General features: G+C 74.4%; 19 protein-coding genes and 1 pseudogene. 11 read left to right on the top strand and 9 right to left on the bottom strand.

Going from position 1 to position 19762, the window contains the following annotated elements:
* The first annotated feature begins 97 nt into the window (after positions 1 to 97).
* The 4 genes from rpsA to ACTVZO_RS11310 all read left to right on the top strand — a co-directional run bounded on the left by rpsA (position 98) and on the right by ACTVZO_RS11310 (position 3908).
* Complete coding sequence (gene rpsA / locus ACTVZO_RS11325; protein WP_030010959.1) at positions 98 to 1606, top strand: 30S ribosomal protein S1; 1509 nt, start codon at positions 98 to 100, stop codon at positions 1604 to 1606.
* Between the two features lie 204 nt (positions 1607 to 1810).
* A complete protein-coding gene (locus tag ACTVZO_RS11320) occupies positions 1811 to 2749 on the top strand; it encodes a PAC2 family protein (protein WP_443298255.1) in 939 nt (312 codons plus the stop codon).
* 48 nt (positions 2750 to 2797) lie between these two features.
* Positions 2798 to 3415, top strand: coding sequence for a dephospho-CoA kinase (gene coaE, locus ACTVZO_RS11315; protein WP_443298254.1), 618 nt, complete (start codon positions 2798 to 2800; stop codon positions 3413 to 3415).
* A 91-nt stretch (positions 3416 to 3506) separates the two neighbouring features.
* Entirely contained in the window at positions 3507 to 3908 is a 402-nt protein-coding gene (locus ACTVZO_RS11310; protein WP_361751794.1) for a tetratricopeptide repeat protein, read from the top strand.
* A 9-nt stretch (positions 3909 to 3917) separates the two neighbouring features.
* Here the strand turns inward: ACTVZO_RS11310 and ACTVZO_RS11305 are convergent, their stop codons facing one another.
* A complete protein-coding gene (locus ACTVZO_RS11305; protein WP_443303119.1) occupies positions 3918 to 4181 on the bottom strand; it encodes a DUF6343 family protein in 264 nt (87 codons plus the stop codon).
* Positions 4182 to 4251: 70 nt separating this feature from the next.
* On the bottom strand, positions 4252 to 4869 hold the full coding sequence (locus tag ACTVZO_RS11300) for a hypothetical protein (protein ID WP_443298253.1): 618 nt from the start codon (positions 4867 to 4869) through the stop codon (positions 4252 to 4254).
* 212 nt (positions 4870 to 5081) lie between these two features.
* On the opposite strand from ACTVZO_RS11300, the gene ACTVZO_RS11295 reads away from it, so the two are divergent.
* From ACTVZO_RS11295 to ACTVZO_RS11285, 3 genes are all read left to right on the top strand, one after another.
* Positions 5082 to 6338 (top strand): helix-turn-helix domain-containing protein, encoded by a 1257-nt coding sequence (locus ACTVZO_RS11295; RefSeq protein WP_443298252.1) that lies wholly within the window; start codon positions 5082 to 5084, stop codon positions 6336 to 6338.
* 120 nt (positions 6339 to 6458) lie between these two features.
* Positions 6459 to 9266, top strand: coding sequence for an SNF2-related protein (locus tag ACTVZO_RS11290; RefSeq protein ID WP_443298251.1), 2808 nt, complete (start codon positions 6459 to 6461; stop codon positions 9264 to 9266).
* Entirely contained in the window at positions 9263 to 10498 is a 1236-nt protein-coding gene (locus ACTVZO_RS11285) for an SWIM zinc finger family protein (RefSeq protein WP_443298250.1), read from the top strand. The genes ACTVZO_RS11290 and ACTVZO_RS11285 overlap by 4 nt, the downstream gene beginning before the upstream one ends.
* On the opposite strand, the gene ACTVZO_RS11280 is transcribed toward ACTVZO_RS11285, so the two are convergent.
* Entirely contained in the window at positions 10458 to 11006 is a 549-nt protein-coding gene (locus ACTVZO_RS11280) for a hypothetical protein (RefSeq protein ID WP_443298249.1), read from the bottom strand. The two genes, ACTVZO_RS11285 and ACTVZO_RS11280, sit on opposite strands and share 41 nt — an antisense overlap.
* Positions 11007 to 11156: 150 nt before the next feature.
* On the opposite strand from ACTVZO_RS11280, the gene ACTVZO_RS11275 reads away from it, so the two are divergent.
* Positions 11157 to 11783 (top strand): chaplin, encoded by a 627-nt coding sequence (locus tag ACTVZO_RS11275; protein WP_443298248.1) that lies wholly within the window; start codon positions 11157 to 11159, stop codon positions 11781 to 11783.
* Here the strand turns inward: ACTVZO_RS11275 and ACTVZO_RS11270 are convergent.
* Entirely contained in the window at positions 11780 to 12481 is a 702-nt protein-coding gene (locus tag ACTVZO_RS11270) for a DUF2293 domain-containing protein (protein ID WP_443298247.1), read from the bottom strand. The two genes, ACTVZO_RS11275 and ACTVZO_RS11270, sit on opposite strands and share 4 nt — an antisense overlap.
* A gap of 138 nt (positions 12482 to 12619) precedes the next feature.
* Between ACTVZO_RS11270 and ACTVZO_RS11265 the strand changes: the two genes are divergently transcribed.
* Positions 12620 to 13006, top strand: a complete 387-nt coding sequence (locus tag ACTVZO_RS11265; protein WP_443298246.1) for a cupin domain-containing protein — start codon at positions 12620 to 12622, stop codon at positions 13004 to 13006.
* A gap of 3 nt (positions 13007 to 13009) precedes the next feature.
* On the opposite strand, the pseudogene ACTVZO_RS11260 reads toward ACTVZO_RS11265, so the two are convergent.
* Positions 13010 to 14454, bottom strand: a pseudogene (locus tag ACTVZO_RS11260) (WGR domain-containing protein).
* 93 nt (positions 14455 to 14547) lie between these two features.
* Between ACTVZO_RS11260 and ACTVZO_RS11255 the strand changes: the two are divergent.
* On the top strand, positions 14548 to 15219 hold the full coding sequence (locus tag ACTVZO_RS11255) for a uridine kinase (protein ID WP_443298245.1): 672 nt from the start codon (positions 14548 to 14550) through the stop codon (positions 15217 to 15219).
* A 37-nt stretch (positions 15220 to 15256) separates the two neighbouring features.
* Here the strand turns inward: ACTVZO_RS11255 and ACTVZO_RS11250 are convergent, their stop codons facing one another.
* Both ACTVZO_RS11250 and ACTVZO_RS11245 read right to left on the bottom strand, forming a co-directional pair.
* Complete coding sequence (locus ACTVZO_RS11250) at positions 15257 to 16171, bottom strand: carbohydrate kinase family protein (RefSeq protein ID WP_443298244.1); 915 nt, start codon at positions 16169 to 16171, stop codon at positions 15257 to 15259.
* A complete protein-coding gene (locus ACTVZO_RS11245) occupies positions 16168 to 17112 on the bottom strand; it encodes a pseudouridine-5'-phosphate glycosidase (protein ID WP_443298243.1) in 945 nt (314 codons plus the stop codon). Before ACTVZO_RS11245 ends, ACTVZO_RS11250 begins: the two co-directional genes overlap by 4 nt.
* Positions 17113 to 17332: 220 nt before the next feature.
* Between ACTVZO_RS11245 and ACTVZO_RS11240 the strand changes: the two genes are divergently transcribed.
* A complete protein-coding gene (locus ACTVZO_RS11240; RefSeq protein ID WP_443298242.1) occupies positions 17333 to 17707 on the top strand; it encodes a cupin domain-containing protein in 375 nt (124 codons plus the stop codon).
* Here ACTVZO_RS11240 and ACTVZO_RS11235 read toward each other — a convergent pair.
* Together ACTVZO_RS11235 and ACTVZO_RS11230 are read right to left on the bottom strand one after the other, a co-directional pair.
* Positions 17701 to 19005 carry an MFS transporter gene (locus tag ACTVZO_RS11235; protein ID WP_443298241.1) on the bottom strand — a complete coding sequence of 435 codons (1305 nt, stop codon included), beginning with the start codon at positions 19003 to 19005 and terminating at the stop codon, positions 17701 to 17703. The genes ACTVZO_RS11240 and ACTVZO_RS11235 overlap by 7 nt on opposite strands.
* Before the next feature lie 135 nt (positions 19006 to 19140).
* On the bottom strand, positions 19141 to 19704 hold the full coding sequence (locus ACTVZO_RS11230) for a methylated-DNA--[protein]-cysteine S-methyltransferase (protein WP_443298240.1): 564 nt from the start codon (positions 19702 to 19704) through the stop codon (positions 19141 to 19143).
* Between the last annotated feature and the right edge of the window lie 58 nt (positions 19705 to 19762).

The following is a 19762-nucleotide window of genomic DNA, read 5'->3' as shown; positions in this document are numbered from 1 at the left end:
GGTCTCCTTGGCTGTCCGGCTGTCGGCAGATGCCGATAAGGGCTCCCGGCGTAGCAGTACCTACGACTTTCTGTCCGTAACCGGAGCCCTTTCCCACATGACGAGCAGCACCGAGACCACCTCTACCACCCCGCAGGTAGCGGTCAACGACATCGGTAACGAGGAAGCCTTCCTCGCCGCGATCGACGAGACGATCAAGTACTTCAACGACGGCGACATCGTCGACGGCGTCATCGTGAAGGTCGACCGGGACGAGGTCCTGCTCGACATCGGTTACAAGACCGAAGGCGTGATCCCGAGCCGTGAGCTCTCGATCAAGCACGACGTCGACCCGAACGAGGTCGTCAAGGTCGGCGACGAGATCGAGGCCCTGGTTCTCCAGAAGGAGGACAAGGAAGGCCGTCTGATCCTGTCCAAGAAGCGCGCTCAGTACGAGCGTGCCTGGGGCACGATCGAGAAGATCAAGGAAGAAGACGGCATCGTCACCGGTACCGTCATCGAGGTCGTCAAGGGTGGTCTCATCCTCGACATCGGCCTCCGCGGCTTCCTGCCGGCCTCCCTCGTCGAGATGCGCCGCGTCCGCGACCTCCAGCCCTACGTGGGCAAGGAGCTCGAGGCGAAGATCATCGAGCTGGACAAGAACCGCAACAACGTGGTCCTGTCCCGCCGTGCCTGGCTGGAGCAGACCCAGTCCGAGGTCCGCCAGACGTTCCTCACCACCCTGCAGAAGGGTCAGGTCCGCTCCGGCGTCGTTTCCTCGATCGTCAACTTCGGTGCCTTCGTGGACCTGGGCGGCGTCGACGGTCTCGTCCACGTCTCCGAGCTGTCCTGGAAGCACATCGACCACCCGTCCGAGGTTGTCGAGGTCGGCCAGGAAGTCACCGTCGAGGTCCTCGACGTCGACATGGACCGCGAGCGCGTCTCCCTGTCGCTGAAGGCGACGCAGGAAGACCCGTGGCAGCAGTTCGCCCGGACCCACCAGATCGGTCAGGTCGTCCCGGGTAAGGTCACCAAGCTGGTTCCGTTCGGTGCGTTCGTCCGCGTGGACGAGGGCATCGAGGGTCTGGTCCACATCTCCGAGCTGGCCGAGCGCCACGTGGAGATCCCGGAGCAGGTCGTCCAGGTCAACGACGAGATCTTCGTCAAGGTCATCGACATCGACCTCGAGCGTCGCCGGATCTCGCTGTCGCTGAAGCAGGCCAACGAGTCCTTCGGTGCCGACCCGGCGTCGGTCGAGTTCGACCCGACCCTGTACGGCATGGCCGCGTCGTACGACGACCAGGGCAACTACATCTACCCCGAGGGCTTCGACCCCGAGACCAACGACTGGCTCGAGGGCTTCGACAAGCAGCGCGAGGCCTGGGAGACCCAGTACGCCGAGGCGCAGCAGCGCTTCGAGCAGCACCAGGCCCAGGTCATCAAGAGCCGCGAGGCCGACGAGGCCGCCGCTGCCGAGGGCGCTGCCGCCCCGGCCGCCGGTGGCAACGCCGGTGCGGGCATCTCGGGTGGTTCGTACTCTTCGGAGTCGGACGAGACCTCCGGCGCCCTGGCCTCGGACGAGGCCCTGGCCGCGCTCCGCGAGAAGCTGGCCGGCGGCCAGAGCTGATCGCAGCGCGCACCACGCCTCCGGGCGTGAGCCGAGCTGGTTGAGCTGAACGACAAGGCCCGTCCCCTTCGGGGGGCGGGCCTTGTCGCGTTCTGCGCGCCGCTGCCTTGATCCGTTGCGTTCGCGTGAACCCGGCCAACTGGGGAATGGTGCGGCCCCCTTGGACGTTCTTGCAGAGAACGCAGCGAGGGAGGAGTGGTGACGGTGCTTGATCCACAGGGCTTGTACGAATGGGACGCCAAGGGCCTGGCGGTGGCCGACGTGGCGCTCGCCCAGGACTCGGCCGGGCTGGTCATGCTGTACCACTTCGAGGGGTACATCGACGCGGGCGAGGCCGGGGAGCAGATCGTCGAGCGGCTCCTGGACACCCTGCCCCACCAGGTGGTGGCGCGCTTCGACGCGGACCGGCTGGTGGACTACCGGGCCCGCCGCCCGCTGCTGACGTTCCAGCGCGACCACTGGACGGAGTTCGAGGAGCCCCGGCTGGAGGTCCGGCTGGTCCAGGACGCCACCGGAGCTCCGTTCCTGCTGCTGTCCGGCCCCGAGCCGGACGTGGAGTGGGAGCGCTTCACCGCGGCCGTCCGCCAGATCGTCGAGCGCCTGGGCGTGCGGCTCTCGGTCAACTTCCACGGCATCCCCATGGGCGTCCCGCACACCCGGCCCGTCGGCATCACCCCCCACGGCAACCGGACCGACCTCATGCCGGGCCACCGCAGCCCCTTCGACGAGGCGCAGGTGCCGGGCAGTGCGGAGTCACTCGTCGAGTTCCGCCTCGCCCAGGCAGGGCACGACGTGCTGGGCGTCGCCGCCCACGTACCGCACTACGTCGCCCGCTCCCCGTATCCGGACGCGGCGCTGACGGTGCTGGAGGCGATCACGGCGGCCACCGGGCTGGTCCTGCCCGCCGTCGCGCACGCCCTGCGTACGGAGGCGCACCGCACGCAGACGGAGATCGACCGGCAGATCCGGGAGGGCGACGAGGAGCTGGTGAGCCTCGTCCAGGGGCTGGAGCACCAGTACGACGCCGCCGCCGGAGCCGAGACCCGGGGGAACATGATCGCCGAGCCCGCGGAGATTCCGTCGGCGGACGAGATCGGGCGCGAGTTCGAGCGGTTCCTCGCGGAGCGCGAGGGCGAGAACTGACACCGGGGGGCTGTGGGGGCGGCGGGGGCGCGGTCTAGGCTGAGCACCATGCTGAAAGTGGGGTTGACGGGCGGGATCGGTGCCGGCAAGAGCGAGGTCTCGCGGCTGCTGGCGGGGTACGGGGCGATCATCGTGGATGCCGACCGGATCGCGCGGGAGGTCGTCGAGCCCGGTACGCCGGGGCTCGCGGCCGTCGTGGCTGCCTTCGGGGAGACGGTGCTGACCCCGGAGGGTGCCCTGGACCGGCCGAAGCTGGGCTCCGTCGTCTTCTCCGACCCGGTGAAGCTCCGGACCCTGAACGCGATCGTGCACCCGCTGGTCGGGGCCCGCTCCGCCGAGCTGGAGGCCGCCGCGGGGGCCGACGCGATCGTGGTGCACGACGTACCGCTGCTCACGGAGAACGGCCTGGCGCCGCTGTACGACCTGGTGGTCGTGGTCGATGCGACGCCGCAGACGCAGCTGGCGCGGCTGACCGCACTGCGCGGGATGGCCGAGGAGGAGGCGCGGGCCAGGATGGCCGCGCAGGCCACGCGCGAGCAGCGGCTCGCGGTGGCGAACCTGGTGATCGACAACGACGGGCCGCTGGAGTCGCTGGAGCCGCAGGTGCGCAAGGTGTGGGCGGAGCTCACGGCGCGTGCGGCGCGGCCGGGCGGGCCGGCGGCATAGCGGCCCGGCCGGCGGAACAGCGGGCGGGGCCGGCGGAATAGCGGGCGTGGCGCGGGGCGTTGAACGCGCCCGTAGAGGGAAGGAAACGATCGTGTCCGACACCACACCGCAGTCCTCGTCCTCCTCCTCGCCCTCGTCGGCGAGCCCGGAGACGCACGTCATCGACTACCGGGCCGCAGAGCAGCTGCTCGCCGCACGCGACCCGCGGGGCGCGGTGAAACTGCTCGACTCGGTCATAGCAGCGCACCCCGAGAACACGGCGGCCCGGCTGCTGCGCGCCCGGGCCTTCTTCGCCGCGGCCCAACTGCGTCCGGCGCAGCTGGAGTTCGAGCTGGTGCTGGAGCGGGAGCCGGACAACGCCTTCGCCCACTTCGCGCTGGCCCGCACCCACCAGCGCTCCGGCCGGCCCGAGCAGGCGCGCAAGCACTTCCGGCTGGCCGCCGCCCTCGACCCGCAGCCGGAGTACCTGGAAGCGGCCCGCTTCGAGCAGTAGCGGCGGCCGTCACCGTCCGTGCCGCGGGGGCTCGTACGGGGGGATGCCGGGGCCGGGCTGGTAGTGCGGGCCCTGGTGGATGTGGTGGACGACCACCGCCAGGTCCACGGCCGCCAGCAGCGCGACGACCCCGCAGGCCGCCGCCCATCCGGGTCGGCCCGCCAGCGAGAACGCGGCAGTCCCGGCGGCGGCCCAGATCAGCCCCCACAGACTCAGCCAGAACCGCAGCCGCAGCGCACTGCGGGCGGTCACCGGCTCGTTCCCGGAACGCATGGTCATCGCCTCATGTCCATGGTCCCACTCCGGACGGCGCGCGGCCCGGTCACGGGCGGCGCGGTGCCGGTCACGGGTTGAGCTTGTTGACGGCCCTCGTGGTCGTCTTCTTGAAGTCGGCGACGGGCGCGTGGGACAGGTTGCCCATCTGGCCCCACTGCACGACGGTCACGGTGGAACCGTCGCGTCCGATGCCGTAGAGGTGCACGCCCGGCTCCGATTCGGGGATCGAGGTGTGCACCCCGTACACGTGCGCCCCCTCCTCGACGGGGAGCTTGCCGTAGTCCTCCCAGGAGGCGGTGCCGCCCGGGGTCTCCCGCAGCCAGTCGGCGGCGCAGGCGGCGACCTTGCGCTCCAGGGCGGTGGCCAGCTTCGCGGCAGCCGCGGCGGAGGAGGCCCGTACGGAGACCTGCACGGCGCCGGTGTCGAACTCCGTGCCGAACGTGCGGTGCCAGCTGCCCTGCGCCGGAAGCACGCCGTCCAGGCAGAAGGGCGCGAACTCGGGGAGGCCCTGGGTCACCTGGCCGGCGTACCAGGGCGAGGTGGGGTGCGGCGGCAGGTCGGTGCCGTTGACGAACCCGGGCGCGGTGGCGGCCGTGGCCGTGGCCGTGGCCGATGCGGTCAGGGCGAGTGCGGCGGCTGCCGCGAGGGCTGCGAAGGCGGTGCTGGTGGCGGTGCGTCGGAACATGGTCGGTTCTCCCCGTTTCCTTCGGTGTGGCGGTGCGGTGGTGCGGTGGTGTGGCGGTGCGGTGGTGCGGTGCCGTGCGTGAACAGCCTTTCCCCGGGCCGGGGTGTCGGGCGACGGATCGCGGCACATTCGGGACACTGGAATGGCCGTACGTGCTGTCACCTGGGGGAACACCCCCTGCATGGAACGGAGTCACGGGATGGGGGAACGCCGTGGGCGGGGCGGAACGGTCGGGCGAGGCGGAGACGTTCGCACGGCTGATGCGGGAGCTGAAGGAACGCTCGGGGCTCAGTTACGGGGCGCTGGCGCGCAAGCTGCACACGAGTACGTCGACCCTGCACCGCTACTGCAACGGGGACGCCGTACCGACGGAGTTCGCGGCGGTGGACCGCTTCGCGCGGGCCTGCGGGGCCTCGCCGGGGGAGGCGGTGGACCTGCACCGCGCCTGGCTCCTGGCGGACGCCCGCAGGCGCGAGGCGGCCCGGACACCGGGACGGGAGGCGGGGCCGGGGGCGGCGTCGGAGCCGGTTTCGGTTTCGGTTTCGGGTTCGGGTTCCGGACCGGAGGCACCGTCGGGGCCCGGGGCGGTGCCGGATCCGCCGCCGGGCGATGGGCGGCGGCCCTGGTACCGGCGGCGGGCGGTCGCCGTGCTGGCCGGCGGGGTGACGGCGGGGGCGGTGGCCGTGGCGGTGCTGGCGGCGTCGCTGCCGGACCGCGGGGCTCCGGGCGCGGGCGCCGGCCCGGCTCCGGGGCCGGGCCCGGCGGGCAGTGCCCCGTCCCGGTCCGCCGGGCCCCCGACGGCCGCCCCGCCGACGCCGACGCCGACCCCCACACCGCTGCCGCCGCCGATCGCGGTCACCGCGGCGGTGCGGTCGCACGTGTGGGCCCACGGCTGTGACCACGCCTACCTGGCCGAGCCGGCTCCCGGCTCCGTGCCGCCGCCGCCCGTGGAGGCGGACGCGCCCGCGTGGGCCTCGGCGCAGCGCGCCGTGCACGCCGGGACGCAGATCGTGGAGGTCACCCTGCACGGCACGGGCACCGGCAGCGTGGTCCTGGAGGACCTGGAGGTACGGGTGGCCGCCCGGCGCACCCCGCCGGCCTGGAACGTCTACCAGATGTCCCAGGGCTGCGGCGGGGCGCTCACCCCGGCGGCGTTCACGGTGAACCTGGACGCGCCGCGGCCCGTGCTCCGGCCCGTGGCGGGCAACGACAGCGGCGGCGACACCGGCAGCGCCATTCCGGCCCCCGCCTTCCCGATGCGCGTCTCGGCGGCGGAGCCGGTCGTCCTGCGCGTGGAGGCCGCCACCACGGGGTGCGACTGCGACTGGTCGCTGGACCTGCGCTGGACCGCGCCCTCCGGCACCGGCACCCTGCGCATCGACGACAACGGCCGGCCGCTGCGCACCAGCGCGGCCACGGGCCGTCCCGTGTACGGCTACGCCACGGAGCAGGGCCGCTGGGCACGCTGACCGACGGACGGGCGGTATGCGCAGGTCAGAGGGTGTTGTCAGTGGCCGCACCTAGACTCGGTGCACAGGACATCCGCAGCTACCGCAGCGACGATCGCGACCGGGGGAGGGAGCCAGGCCATGACACCGCACGCACTGCTGCGCCACGCGGCGGTCTTCCTGCCCGCCGCGGTCCCCCGCGAGGGGCGCGTCGTGTTCTGGGCGCCCGACGGGGACCCCCTGCCCGAGGCGGGTGCACCGACGACGCTCACCGTGGTCCGCCCGCACGGTGACGGGGTCCGCAGCCGGACCGTGCCCGCCGTGGCCCTCTCCGTCACCGCCGCCCTGCCCCTGCTCGCCCGGGCGCCCCGCAGCCCCGCCGCGCACCCGGCGACCCGTGCCTGGGGCACCGCCGCCACCCAGGCCCTCACCCTGGTCGCCCGCGGCCGCCTGCTCCCCGGGCTCACCCCCGAGGGCGTCGACGCCTGGCGCGCCGGGCCGCTCGACGCCGCCGATGTCGGCCACCTGCGCGCGGTCGCGGCCGCGCTGCCCCACGAGGGGTACGCGACGCCCCTCGCCGGGCGCCGCCCGCTGCACCTGCCCGAACCGGAGGCGCTGGTCCGCGCGTTCCTCGACGCCGTCGCCGACAGCCTGCCCCGCACCCCGGCCGCCGCCGTGGCCGCGGGCCGGCCGTTCGCCGCCCGGGAGCCGCAGCACGTGCCCCGGATACGGGACTGGGCCGCGCAGGTCGCCGCCGGAGCGGACACCGGCGTCGGGATCTCGCTGCGCCTCGACCTGTCCTCCTTCCGCCTCTTCGACGAGGCCGAGGCCGAGGACGTGCGGCGCGCCGGGGCCGCCGTGGTCCAGGTGCACAGCCTCGCCGATCCGACCCTGGTCACCGATGCCGGACACCTGTGGGCGGGTACGGCGGCCGCCGGGTTCGGCCCCCGGGCGCGGATCGACGCCGTGCTCGCGCTGCGCCGGGCCGCGCGGGTGTGGCCGCCCCTGCTGCGCCTCCTCGACCAGCCCGTGCCCGACGCCCTGGCGCTGTCGGACCCGGAGCTCGAAGACCTGCTGGGCCGCGCCGCGAACCGGCTGGCGGCCGCGGGAGTCCCGGTCCACTGGCCGCGCGAGCTGGCCCGTACGCTGTCCGCGACCGCCGTCGTACGGTCCACCGCACCCGGTTCCGCGACGGACGGCACCGCCTTCTTCGACGCCGCGCACCTCTTCGCCTTCTCCTGGGAGCTGGCTCTGGGCGGGGACCGGCTCACCCCGGGCGAGATGGACGCCCTCGCGCAGGCCCACCGGCCGGTGGTGCGGCTGCGCGACCAGTGGGTGCGGGTGGATCCCGAGCTGGTGCGCAAGGCGCGCAAGCGGGAGCTCGGCCTGCTGGACCCGGTGGACGCGCTGGCGACCGTCCTGTCGGGCACGGCCGAGGTCGACGGGGAGCCCGTGGAGGCCGTGCCGGTGGGGGCGCTGGCCGCCCTGCGGGAGCGGCTGACGGGGGAGTCGGCCCCGCTGCCGCAGCCGGCCGCGCTCAAGGCCACCCTGCGCGACTACCAGGCCCGCGGCCTGGCCTGGCTGGATCTGATGACCTCGCTGGGCCTCGGCGGCTGCCTCGCCGACGACATGGGGCTGGGCAAGACCGTCACGCTGATCGCGCTGCACCTGCACCGCGACCGGCCCGAGCCGACACTCGTCGTCTGTCCCGCGTCCCTGCTGGGCAACTGGCAGCGGGAGATCGAGAAGTTCGCCCCGGGCACGAGCGTGCGCCGCTTCCACGGCGGCAGCCGCCACCTCGCGGACCTCGCCGGGGGCTTCGTCCTCACCACGTACGGGACGATGCGCGCCAGCGCCCCCCTGCTCGCCGGACAGAGCTGGGGCATGGTCGTCGCCGACGAGGCGCAGCACGTCAAGAACCCGCATTCGGCGACCGCCAAGGCGCTGCGCACGATCCCGGCGCCGGCCCGGGTGGCGCTGACGGGCACCCCGGTGGAGAACAACCTCTCCGAGCTGTGGGCGCTGCTCGACTGGACGACGCCGGGGCTGCTGGGCCCGCTCACCGCGTTCCGGGCCCGCCATGCCCGCCCGGTGGAGCACCAGCAGGAGGAGGACGGCGGCAACGAGGCGGCCGTGGCCCGGCTCGCGGCGCTCGTCCGCCCCTTCCTGCTGCGCCGCAAGAAGTCCGACCCGGGCATCGCGCCCGAGCTGCCGCCGAAGACGCAGACGGACCATCCCGTCTCCCTGACCCGTGAGCAGGCCTCGCTGTACCAGGCGGCGGTGGACGAGGCGATGGCCGTGATCGAGTCGAGCGAGGGCATCGAGCGGCGCGGCATGATCATGAAGCTGCTGGCCTCGCTCAAGCAGATCTGCAACCACCCGGCCCAGTACCTGAAGGAGGCGGAGCCCCGGATCCCGCACCGCTCGGGCAAACTGGCGCTGCTGGACGAGCTGTTGGACACGATCCTGGCCGAGGGCGGCTCGGTGCTGGTCTTCACCCAGTACGTGACGATGGCCCGGCTCATCGAGCGGCACCTCGCGGCCCGGGGGATCTCCCACCAGCTGCTGCACGGCGGGACGCCGGTGCCGCGCCGCGAGGAGCTCGTCGACCGCTTCCAGGCGGGCGAAGTCCCGGTGTTCCTGCTCTCCTTGAAGGCCGCGGGCACCGGGCTCAACCTCACCCGCGCCGGCCACGTCATCCACTTCGACCGCTGGTGGAACCCGGCCGTCGAGGAACAGGCCACCGACCGCGCCTACCGGATCGGCCAGACCCAGCCCGTCCAGGTCCACCGGATCATCGCGGAGGGCACCGTCGAGGACCGCATCGCCGAGATGCTGGAGGCCAAGCGGGCGCTGGCCGACGCGGTCCTGGGCTCCGGCGAGGCGGCGCTGACCGAGCTGACCGACCGGGAGCTGGCCGACCTCGTCTCGCTGCGGAGGCCCGCATGATCACCGCGCGGGACGACCGCCGCCGCACCTTCGAGACCGTGCCCGCCGGGGCGCAGGCGGTCAGCTGGTGGGGCCGGGCCTGGGTGTCGGCGCTCGAGGAGGTCTCCCGCGACCCGGCCCGGCTGGCCCGGGGCCGTGCGTACGCCGCCGAGGGCCACGTCGACGCCGTCACCATCACACCGGGCCGGATCGTGGCGTACGTACGGGGCAGCCGGGCGCGCCCGTACCGCACCGAGCTGGCGCTGCCCGCCTTCGCGGACGCGGAATGGGACGAACTGCTGGAAGGGGTCGCGGCCGATCCCGCGGCGCTCGCCGCCCTGCTGGAGCGTGAGGTCCCGCAGTCGCTCGCCGGCACCGTGCTGCCCGGCGCGGGCGAGCTGGTGCCCCGCTGCTCCTGCCCGGACGTCGCGCGTCCGCCGTGCAAGCACGCGGCGGCCCTCTGCTACCGGGCGGCCCGGCTGCTCGACGAGGACCCCTTCGTCCTGCTGCTCCTGCGCGGCCGCGGCGAACGGGAACTCCTCGACGAGCTGACCCGGCGCAATGCCGCCCACGCCGCGCGCGAACAGCCCGACGCCGCGCCCGGTTTCCCCGGTGTCCCGGCCAGGGCCGCGCTCGCCCGCACCGGCCTGCCGCTGCTGCCCGCGCCGCTCGCCGCGCCCGCCGCCGCGGGCCTCCCGCCCGCCTACCCGGCCGACCCGGCGGCCCCGGACCCGCTCGCCCTGGACCAGCTCGCCTCCGACGCCGCGGCCCGCGCCCTCGCCCTCCTGACCACCGCCGAGGATCCGATCTCCGGGCTCAGCCTGTGGCAGGACGCCGTCCGGCTGGCCTCGGCGCACCCCACGGCCGGGCTCACCGGAGCCGCCCGCACCCTCTACCGAGACCTGGCCCGCGAGACCGGCCGCACCACCACCGACCTCGCCCGGGCCGCCGCGGCCTGGCGGCAGGGCGGCCGCCCCGCCCTCGCCGCCCTCGAAGAGCCCTGGGACCCGCCGGCCGGCCCCTTCGACCGGGCCCGCCCGGCGCTCCTCGCGGCGGGCCAGGGCTCCTTCCGCCCCGACCGCAACCGCCTCACGTCCGGGAACCGGCAGCTCCGCCTCGGCCGCGACGCCCTCTGGTACGCCTACGAGTCCCGCCCGGACGACACCGACTGGTGGCCCACGCGCGGCCCCTGCCCGGACCCGGTCACGGCGCTCACGCGGAGCGGCCCTCCACTTCGCGAGCCCAACGGCTGAGGGCGCTGAAGTCGCGGTCCCGCAGGCCGTGACGGGGGTGGATGCGCAGCAGCAGGGCCGGGGACGGGTGGTGGGCGGCGACCCAGGCCCGGTCGCGGGGGTTGATCATGTCGTCGACCCAGGCGAAGGGACGGCCCGCCGCCCACGCGACGAGCGGGCGGGTCTTCCACGAGAGCCCGTCCGGGTCCTCGGCGAACAGTTCCGGCCACTCGACGACGGGGAGATCGCCGGGAAGCCCGATGTGCGGGGCGATCATCGTGTTGGCCTGGTGCGTCCAGGCGGTGGCCCAGGTCAGCTCGAAGGGCAGGGCGAGCAGCCGGCCGCCGTGGGAGGGATGGAGGCGGACCCGTGCGCCGCGGCGGGCGCTGCGGGATTCCGGATCGCGGTAGGAGAGCCAGACGTCGGGTCGCATCCGGTGGCTGCGGTACCCGCGCAGGCCCGCGAAAGCGGACCGGAAGGGGTTGAGGGGGCCGTCCACGTCGAGGAGGAGCAGCGGGCGCTCAGTCATGAAGTAGGCACTACCCAGTACACGATGGGGTGAAATGCCTACCGGCTCTATAACCCGAATGGGTTCAGAGCGTTGTTCCGGTGCGGGACGAACACCCGCAGACTCCTCCGGAAGGCAGGGAAACTGATGCGTCACAGTCGTCGGAATGGCTTGATCGCGGCGGTCGTTGCGGGAGGTGGGCTGGCGGTCGCGGGTGCGGGCGGATTCGCCTACGCCGACGCGGACGCGGGCGGCCGCACCGAGCGCTCGCCGGGGCTGCTCTCCGGGAACCTGGTGCAGCTGCCGGTGCACGTTCCGGTGAACGCCTGCGGGAACACCGTGAGCGTGATCGGTGTGCTCAACTCGGCAGCCGGGAACCGCTGTGTCAACGAGGACCATCCGCAGCCGAGGCCCTCGCACCCGTCGAAACAGGGCGCCGGCAATGGTGGCGGAGCCGTCGCCGATGGGCGAGGAAAGGATTCGCCAGGGGTCCTGTCCGGCAACGGCCTCCAGCTCCCCGTCGACCTGCCGGTGAACCTCAGCGGCAACGCGGTGAGCGTCGTCGGCGTCGGCAACGGCTCCACCGGCAACACCTCGGTCAACGGCGAGGTGCCCGGCGTCCAGCCGCCCGTCCAGCCGCCCGTCGTCGAGCGTCCGGTGACCCCGCCCGCGCCGCCGCGGGACACCGACGCCCTGGCCCACACCGGCACCGACGCCGTCGGCTACCTGCTTCCGGGCGGCGGAGCGCTCCTCCTCGGCGGCGTCCTGCTGTACCGCCGCTTCGGCCTCACGCGCTAGACCGCCTCCTCCGTCTCCGGAAGAGGCGGCCTGGGCCGGCGGGCGGGCGGCACGGGGCGCCAGCCGTCCAGGACGGCGTCGATCCGTGCCGCCAGCCGGGCCCGGGCCGCGAACCGCGGGACGCCCGCCATCAGCAGGGCGTCGTACTCGGTGTCGGTGTGCCGCACGGCCGCGCGCACCGCGTACGAGACGGCGCGCTCGTCCAGCGCCCGGCCGGCGGCGCTGCGGCCCACCCGGCCGCTGCCGCGCACCGAGGCGTGCGTGGCGATGGCCACGGCCCGGTCCGCCGGACAGCCGGGGAAAAGGCGGACTATCTCGGCGGCGAACGCCGCCGTGAACCGGGTGTCCTCGGCGGCACGACGCAGCCGGTCGCGCTCCCGGCGCCTCGCCCGCGCCTCGGCGTCCGCGAGACACGCACGCTCCGCGCGGGCCAGGGCGGCCTCCTCGACGAGGATTCCCCGGCGTTCGTAGCGTCGGCGGCGCCGGTTGAAGCGGACGACGACGGCGGACAGCGAACTCGCCTCGCGAGAGCGGCGGGTGAGCGTCGCGTCCCCGCGCGGGAGGTAGACCAGGTGCCCGAGATCGGCGCAGTCCAGGCAGCGCGGCACCGCGGCCTCGCGCACGAGATGCCGCAACGGCCCCTGCCGGCACTCCGCACAGTGGATCTGCTTACCGGACTCGAACACCACCAGGCTCATACAGGGGTGATACCGCCGCAGGGGTCTCATATCACCTGTCGCAGCAGGCCTGTTGGTGTTTCACCAACTCTTCCTCGATGACGCGCAGCCCTTCTACCGTGGGCCCGTGGACGGTGGCCTGTCCACCGAGGAGGGCACATGGGCGGGCAGCAGGCGACGGTTCGGCAGGCAAGGGCACGCGTTCCCGCGGCCCCGGCAGGCCGGAAGATCGTCATACCGCCGGGCGGCTGCACCGGCTGGCACTACCACCGGGTGCGGCTCGACGTCGTCGTCCTCGCCGGGACCCTGACGCGGGTCCTGCACGACCGCACGACCGTGGTGCACCGGGCCGGGACCACCTTCGTGGAGCCCGAGGGCATCCGGCACATCCACCTGGGCCACAACCTCGGCAGCGAGCCGGTCGTGCTCCACCTGACCCCGGCGCTCCCCGCGGGAACCCCCTTCTCCATACCCACCCCGCCCCCGCACGGGGTCACACCGGCCGTCTGCCGGGAGCATGCGAGCGGACTCCTGCCGCCCGGGTGAGCCTCACACCAGCCGGCGTATCTCGCCGCGCACCCGGTAGAAGCCTCCCGAGGCCGCGTGCAGCCCGTCCACCACGTACCGCGCGCCGGGCTCCCGTATCCCGCGCGGGAACTGCACGTTCCAGGAGGGCTCGAAGCCTCCCGAGACCACCTGCACCCGCACCCGGCCGCCTGCTGGACGCACTCCACCACCACACCGCCCGCCGGAGCCGCCGCCACCGAAACGGTCGCGACCGCCGACGCCGAAGCCGCCGGGGTGAACACGGGCAGCGCGGCCGCCGACTTCACGTCCACCGGCGCCGGCACCGAGCCCTGCTGGGCCGCCGCTATCGCCTGCTCGCTCGCGTCCACACAGACCAGCGAGCCGTCCGTGGTCACCAGGTACAGCCGCCCGTCGAGGTACTGCATCGACAGCGCGGACCCGCTGCCCGTGCCCAGCTTCCACAGCCGCCGCCCGTCGGCGTCGAAGCAGTACACCGAGGAGGCGAGGTCGCCGGCGAAGACGTGCCTGCCGTCCGGGGAGGTCGCGCACGAGTACACCGCCGCGTCGCACCGGTAGGAGGCCTCCACCGCGCCGGTCGCCTTCGACAGCCGCTGCACGGTGTTGCGCCCGGTCCCCGCGTACACCGCGTGGTCCTCCTGCCAGCCGAACAGCACCGCGCCGTTCGTGGCCGTGTGCCACAACTGCCGTCCCCCGTCCGGGGCGTACGCGGTGACACCCTGGCTGTGCCCGTGGTAGACCGCGTCCGCGTCCGCCCGGACCATCCAGGCGTTCGAGCCGTCGGAGCGGCGCGACCACTGGAACTCGTCCTCGTGGTCGATGACCGTCAGCCCGCCGCTCGCGTCGGACACGTTCAGCACGCCCTCGCGGATGTCTAGCCAGAAGATGTCCACATCGGCCGCTATGTCGTAGGCCCCGAACGGCACCTTCGACGACAGGTCGTACACCGTGCCGTCGTCACAGCCCGCGTATATCCAGAACTCGTCCGCCACCAGGCATTTGACCCCGTCCGGAAGGGAGTAGCGGGCCAGCACCTCCCCGCCGTGGCTCAGCGTGTAGACGTCGCCCGCCTGGTTGCCGACCCAGCAGCGGTCCTCGTCCACGTGGATCCCGAACGCCGCGGATCCCGTGCGGAACCGCCACAGCACCGGGGCCACGGCCCGCGCCGTCGACGGCGCCGACGTGACCTGCCGGCGGGTCACCGACCGCGCGGCGCGCTGCCCGCGCACGGCCGGGGCGTACCCCTTGCGGATCTTCTCCCCGATCTTCTTCGCGGCCGCCGCCCGGGCCTTGTCCGCCGTCGGGAACGAGGAGCTCTGCACCTGGCCGTCCGCGCCGATCCGGCCGTACCGCACGGAGACGGCGGTGCCGTCGACCGTCACCTCGTAGAACTTGTGCGCAGCGCCGTCATCCTGCGACAGCTCCAGATACGTCGTCTCCCGAGCCATGACAGACCCCTCCCCAAAGGCCGGGCCACCGGCTCCTGTTCCGCCGGTGATCCCTCGTGAAAAACGCTAAGGCCCACCACTGACAATGGGCTCGTGCAGCTGGAAGCGATCACATGGCAGCGGATGGCCGAGCGGCTCGCCGGTCACCTCGACGACCCCGCCGGCGCGGCCGGCACCACCGGCGAAACCGCCCATGAACAGGGCAGTTGGCGGCGGGTGGGCATCGACGGAGCCCCGGCCGCCGGGACCGGAGACCTCGCGGGGCACCTGGCCGGGGCGCTGCGCCTGCGAGGCCGCCCGGTCCTGGTGGTGGCGGCCGAGGGGTTCCTGCGCCCGGCCTCCCTCCGCTTCGAGTTCGGCCGCGAGGACGTGGACTCGTACCTCGGCGGCTGGTACGACACGGCCGCGCTCTGGCGGGAGGTGTTCGGCCCGACCGACCCGGGCGGCACGGGCCGGGTGCTGCCCGACCTCTGGGACCCGGTGAGCGACCGGGCCACGCGCAGCCCGTACGCCGAACTCCCGCCCGGCGGCGTGCTGGTCGTGCACGGCCCGCTGCTGCTCGGCCACTGGTTCCCCTTCGACCTGAGCGTCCACATCAGGCTCTCCCCGGGCGCGCTCGCCCGCCGCACCGAGGAGTCCGCGCGCTGGACGCTGCCCGCCTTCGCGCGCTACGAGGCCGACACGGACCCGGCCTCGGCCGCCGACGCGGTGGTGCGGGCCGACGACCCCCGCCATCCCGCCTGGACGGGCGTCCGCGCGCGGTAGCGGCCGCGATCCCCGGCCGCCTCGGCCCGGGGTCCCCTCAAGGCCTCCCGCCCAGCCGGGTCACCGCCAGGGCGGCGGTCCGGCAGCCCGCCCGGGCGGCCTCCGCAGGGTCCGCGCCCGCCAGCCGGGCCGCGAGGAAGCCGCCGGTGAAGGCGTCGCCCGCGCCCGTGGAGTCCACCGCCTCGGCCGGCTCCGCCGTGACCTCGGCGGTGATCCGCCCCCGCTCGGCCACCAGCGCCCCGGCCGCGCCCCGGGTGACCACCACCAGCGGTATGTGCCGGCTCAGCCGCGCCGCCGCCCTGGCCACCCCCGAGGGCTCCGGCAGGCCGGCCAGCAGACGGGCCTCGTCCTCGTTGGGCAGCAGGACGCACGCCCCCGCCACGGCGTCGAGGAACCGCTGCGGGCCCAGCACGGCCAGGAACCCGGCCGAGGCGGGGTCCACGCTCACCGGCACCCCCCGGGCCCGGGCCTCCCGCAGCGCGAGCAGGGCCAGCTCCCGGCTGCTGTCGGCGAAGAACAGGTACCCGGACAGGTGCAGATGGGCGACCCCGTCCAGCAGGGACGGCGTCCAGTCGGCGGGGCACAGCCGCAGCGCCGCCCCGCTGTCGGTCAGGAAGGTGCGCTCCGCGTCCTTGCCGACCAGCGCGACCACCGTCCCCGTCGGCTCCTCGCGGTCGACCACCAGCCGCGGCCGTACCCCCGCGTCCAGCAGCGCCCGCTCGTGCCACCGCGCCGACTCGGTACCCACCCGTGCGAGGAGCCGTACCTCCGGTGCCCCCGTACGGGCCGCCCAGCAGGCCGCGTTGGCCCCGGCGCCGCCCGGCAGGGTCCGGATCCGGGCGGCGGTGTCGGTGGCCGGGGCGAGCGGTTCCGGATGGACCGCGACCACGTCGGTGACCACGTCCCCGACGACCAGCAGGGCCCCCGGACCGGCCGGTTCCGCCCGGGTCATGCCCGCGCCGCCCAGGCCCCGGCGATCCTGGCCCCGAGCCGTACGTTGCCCCGTACCGCCGCCAGGTTCGCCTCCAGCGAGGCCCCGCCCGTCGCCCGCACCAGGAACCCCAGCAGGAACGGCGTCACCGCCTGCCCCGTGATCCCCTGCTCACGGCACTCGGCGAGGGCCTCGGCCAGCACCCGGTCGTGCAGCCGCGGATCCAGCTGCTCCGCTTCCGCCACCGGATTGGCCACGAGCAGCGCCGCCTCCGGGCCGCCCAGCGCGTCCTGCGCGGCCATCACCGCCGCGACCTCCTCCGGCCGCTGCACCGTCCAGTCCACCGGCTCCCCTGAATCGGCCAGGTAGAAGCCGGGGAACCGCTGCGTCCGGTAGCCGAGCACGCCCACCCCCAGCGTCTCCAGCCGCTGGAGCGTGGCCGGCACGTCCAGGATCGACTTCACCCCCGCGTACACCACCGTGATCCGCGTCCGCGCCAGCAGCGACAGATCCGCCGACTCGTCCTGCGTCTGCGCCCATGCGCGGTGTACGCCGCCCAGCCCGCCCGTGGCGAACACCCGCAGGCCCGCCCGGGCGGCCAGGAAGGCCGTGCCGGACACCGTCGTGGCCCCCGTCGCCCCCGCCGCCAGGGCGGGCGCCAGATCCCGGTGGCCGAGCTTGCGCACGCCGTCACCGCCCGCGATCCGCTCCAGCTGAGCCTTGTCCAGGCCTGCGTGCGCGACCCCGTCGACGACGGCGACCGTCGCCGGAACGGCCCCTTCCGATCGGACCAGCTCTTCCAGTTCAAGCCCCACCGCCAGATTGCGGGGCCGCGGCAGCCCGTGCGCGATGATCGTCGACTCCAGTGCCACGACGGGCCGGTTCCGGGCGAACGCCTCGCGCACCTCTTCTGACAGGACGGGTCCGCCGGACGGGGATGCAGTTGCTGTGTGCTGTGACATGTCCCCATCCATGGCACCGGATTCACGCCCCCAAACGCGCTCCCGTCCCGCCCGTCACAACCTGTCCGAGTAACGCTCCTGCCCGGACCGCGTCACGCTCCCGCCGGGACCGCGCCGATCCGCACGGCGGATCGCTGGACAGGGTGATGTGCCGGCCCCGGCCGCGCTGGACGCTCTGGCCACCGCGCGGGGCCGCCCGGCCGGATTAGGCTCGCGGGTCATGAGCACCAGTGACCCCAGCGCACCCGCCTCCTTCGCCGTCTCCGTCCCGGACGTCCCGGACGCCGAACTGGAGGCCGAGGACCTCGACCCCGCGCAGATCCTCTCCGGCGAGCCGGTGGTGACCGGCAAGGTGCTCTGGGAGTCGCCCGACGGCAGGCAGGTGCGCGGGATCTGGCAGATCACCCCGGGCGTGGTCACCGACACCGAGGCCGACGAGCTGTTCGTGGTGGTCGGCGGCCGGGCCACCATCGAGGTCGAGGGCGGTGCGACGCTGGAGGTCGGCCCCGGTTCCGCCTGCGTCCTCCGGGAGGGTGACAAGACCACCTGGACCGTGCACGAGACGCTGCGCAAGGCCTACCACATCAGCTACTGACGGCTGCCGGCGTCGCCCTTCGCCGGGGCGGGGTGGCGGCGCGCGGTGAACAGGGCCAGCGCCGCCATCGGCAGCAGCAGACCGGCGCCGACGGCGTTCAGCCAGCCGTAGCTCGCCTGGGCCATGACCAGGCCGGCGGCCGCGCCGCCCACGCCCGCGGCCGTGTTCATCGTCAGGTCGCTCAGCCCCTGTACGGCGGCCCGCGCGGGCTGCGGCACCGAGTCGGTCAGCAGCGCGGAGCCGGCCACCATCCCGGCCGACCAGCCGAGGCCCAGCAGGAAGAGGCCCGCCGCGCTCTGCCCGTGGTGCGGCCCGGCCGTGCCGGCGAGCAGGGCGGCCACCGACAGCAGCCCGGCCGCCAGGCCGATCACCGACAGCCGGCCGAGCCGGTCAGCGAGCCACCCCATCACGGGCGAGAAGGCGAACATGCCGGCGATGTGCCCGCTGATCACCAGTCCGATGAGCTCCAGCCCCGCGCCGTGGTGGCCCAGGTCCATCGGGGTCATCACCATGATCGAGACCATGGTCGTGTGCGACACGGCCACGGTGACCAGCGCGAGCCGGGCCCGCGGGGAGGCTTTGACGGCGGCGAACCCGGCGCGCAGGGAGCGGCCCTCGCGGGTCTGCTCCTCGGGCGGGGCCAGGGCGCGGGCCGTCAGCAGCGGGTCAGGGCGCAGCAGGACCGCGATCAGCGTGCCGGTGAGGAGGAAGACGGCGGCGGCCCATACGAAGGGCCCCACCGTCTCGGGTATGGAGGTCCCGGCGAAGCTGCGGCTGGCGGGGGCGGACAGGTTGGGTCCGAGCACCGCGCCGATCGTGGAGGCCCAGACGACCACGGAGATGGAGCGGGCCCGGCGGTCAGGGGCGGCGAGGTCGGCGGCGGCGAACCGGGACTGGAGGTTGGCCGAGGAGGCGGCGCCGAAGGCGGCCATGCCGGCCATCAGCAGCGGGAAGTTCCCGATCGTCGCGGCGAGGACGACGAGGCCCGCGCCGGTGGCACCGATCAGGTAGGCGAGGACCAGTCCGGGGCGGCGGCCGCGCGCGGTCATCAGGGCGGCGAGCGGCAGGGACATCAGGGCGGTGCCGATCACGGCGGCGGTGGAGGCCAGGCCGGACATGGCCTCGGTGCCGCTGACCTCGGCCGCGAGCACGGGCGCCAGGGCGATGCTGATGGGTACGCCGAGCCCGCCGAGCATCTGGCTCGCGATGAGCACCCCTGTGGTACGCCGCCGCAGCCCGGCCAGGTCCGGGGGGCCGGCCGGCGTGGCGGGCCGGTCCGTACCGGGGGAGGCGGTCATGCCGGACACCCGCTGCGCGGGCGGCGTGGGTGCGGGGCGCGGAAGGACGGGCTGCGGCCGGGTGCGGCGGCTGGAGTAGTCACCGCGGCAGTGTGCCACCCCTTACGTACGGGCGGAACCGGGTATCCGGGACGCTCAGAACAGCGGCTCCGGCAGGACGCCCTCCAGCGCCAGCAGCCGGCGCTTGGTCTCGACGCCGCCGCCGAAGCCGCCGATGCCCCCGTCGTTCTCCACGACCCGGTGGCAGGCCACCACCAGGGGCAGCGGGTTCGACCCCATGGCGTTGCCGACGGCCTGCGCGGCCCCGGGCTGTCCGACCCGTGCGGCCAGCTCCCCGTACCCGACGACCGCTCCGTACGGCACGGAACGGTCCAGCTCCTGGAGCACCTGCCGGTTGAAGCCGGAGCTGAGGCGCCAGTCGAGCGGCAGCTCGAAGCGGCGCAGCGCCCCCGAGAAGTAGCCGGCCAGCTGACGTATGGGCTCGGCCAGCAGCACCTCCGCGCCCGGCGCGGGCCGCCAGGCGTCGGCGCCGAGCCGGGAGACGAGCGGGCCGATCATCGCGTCGACCCGGTCCGGCCCGGCATGGAACTCGACCCGGACCAGACCCTCCGGGGTCGCGGCCAGGAGCAGGGGACCGATGTCGCTCGCGACGACGGTCCATTCGAGGTGCGGCCCGCGGGGCCGCTCGGTGCTGTCCACGCGTCCACGGTACGGCCCCCCACTGACAGGGCTGACAGGGCTGACAGCGCCACAGCGC

The organism is Streptomyces sp. IBSNAI002 (assembly GCF_052244475.1).
Taxonomy (GTDB): Bacteria; Actinomycetota; Actinomycetes; order Streptomycetales; family Streptomycetaceae; genus Streptomyces.
This window is presented reverse-complemented; position numbering and strand designations above follow the sequence as displayed.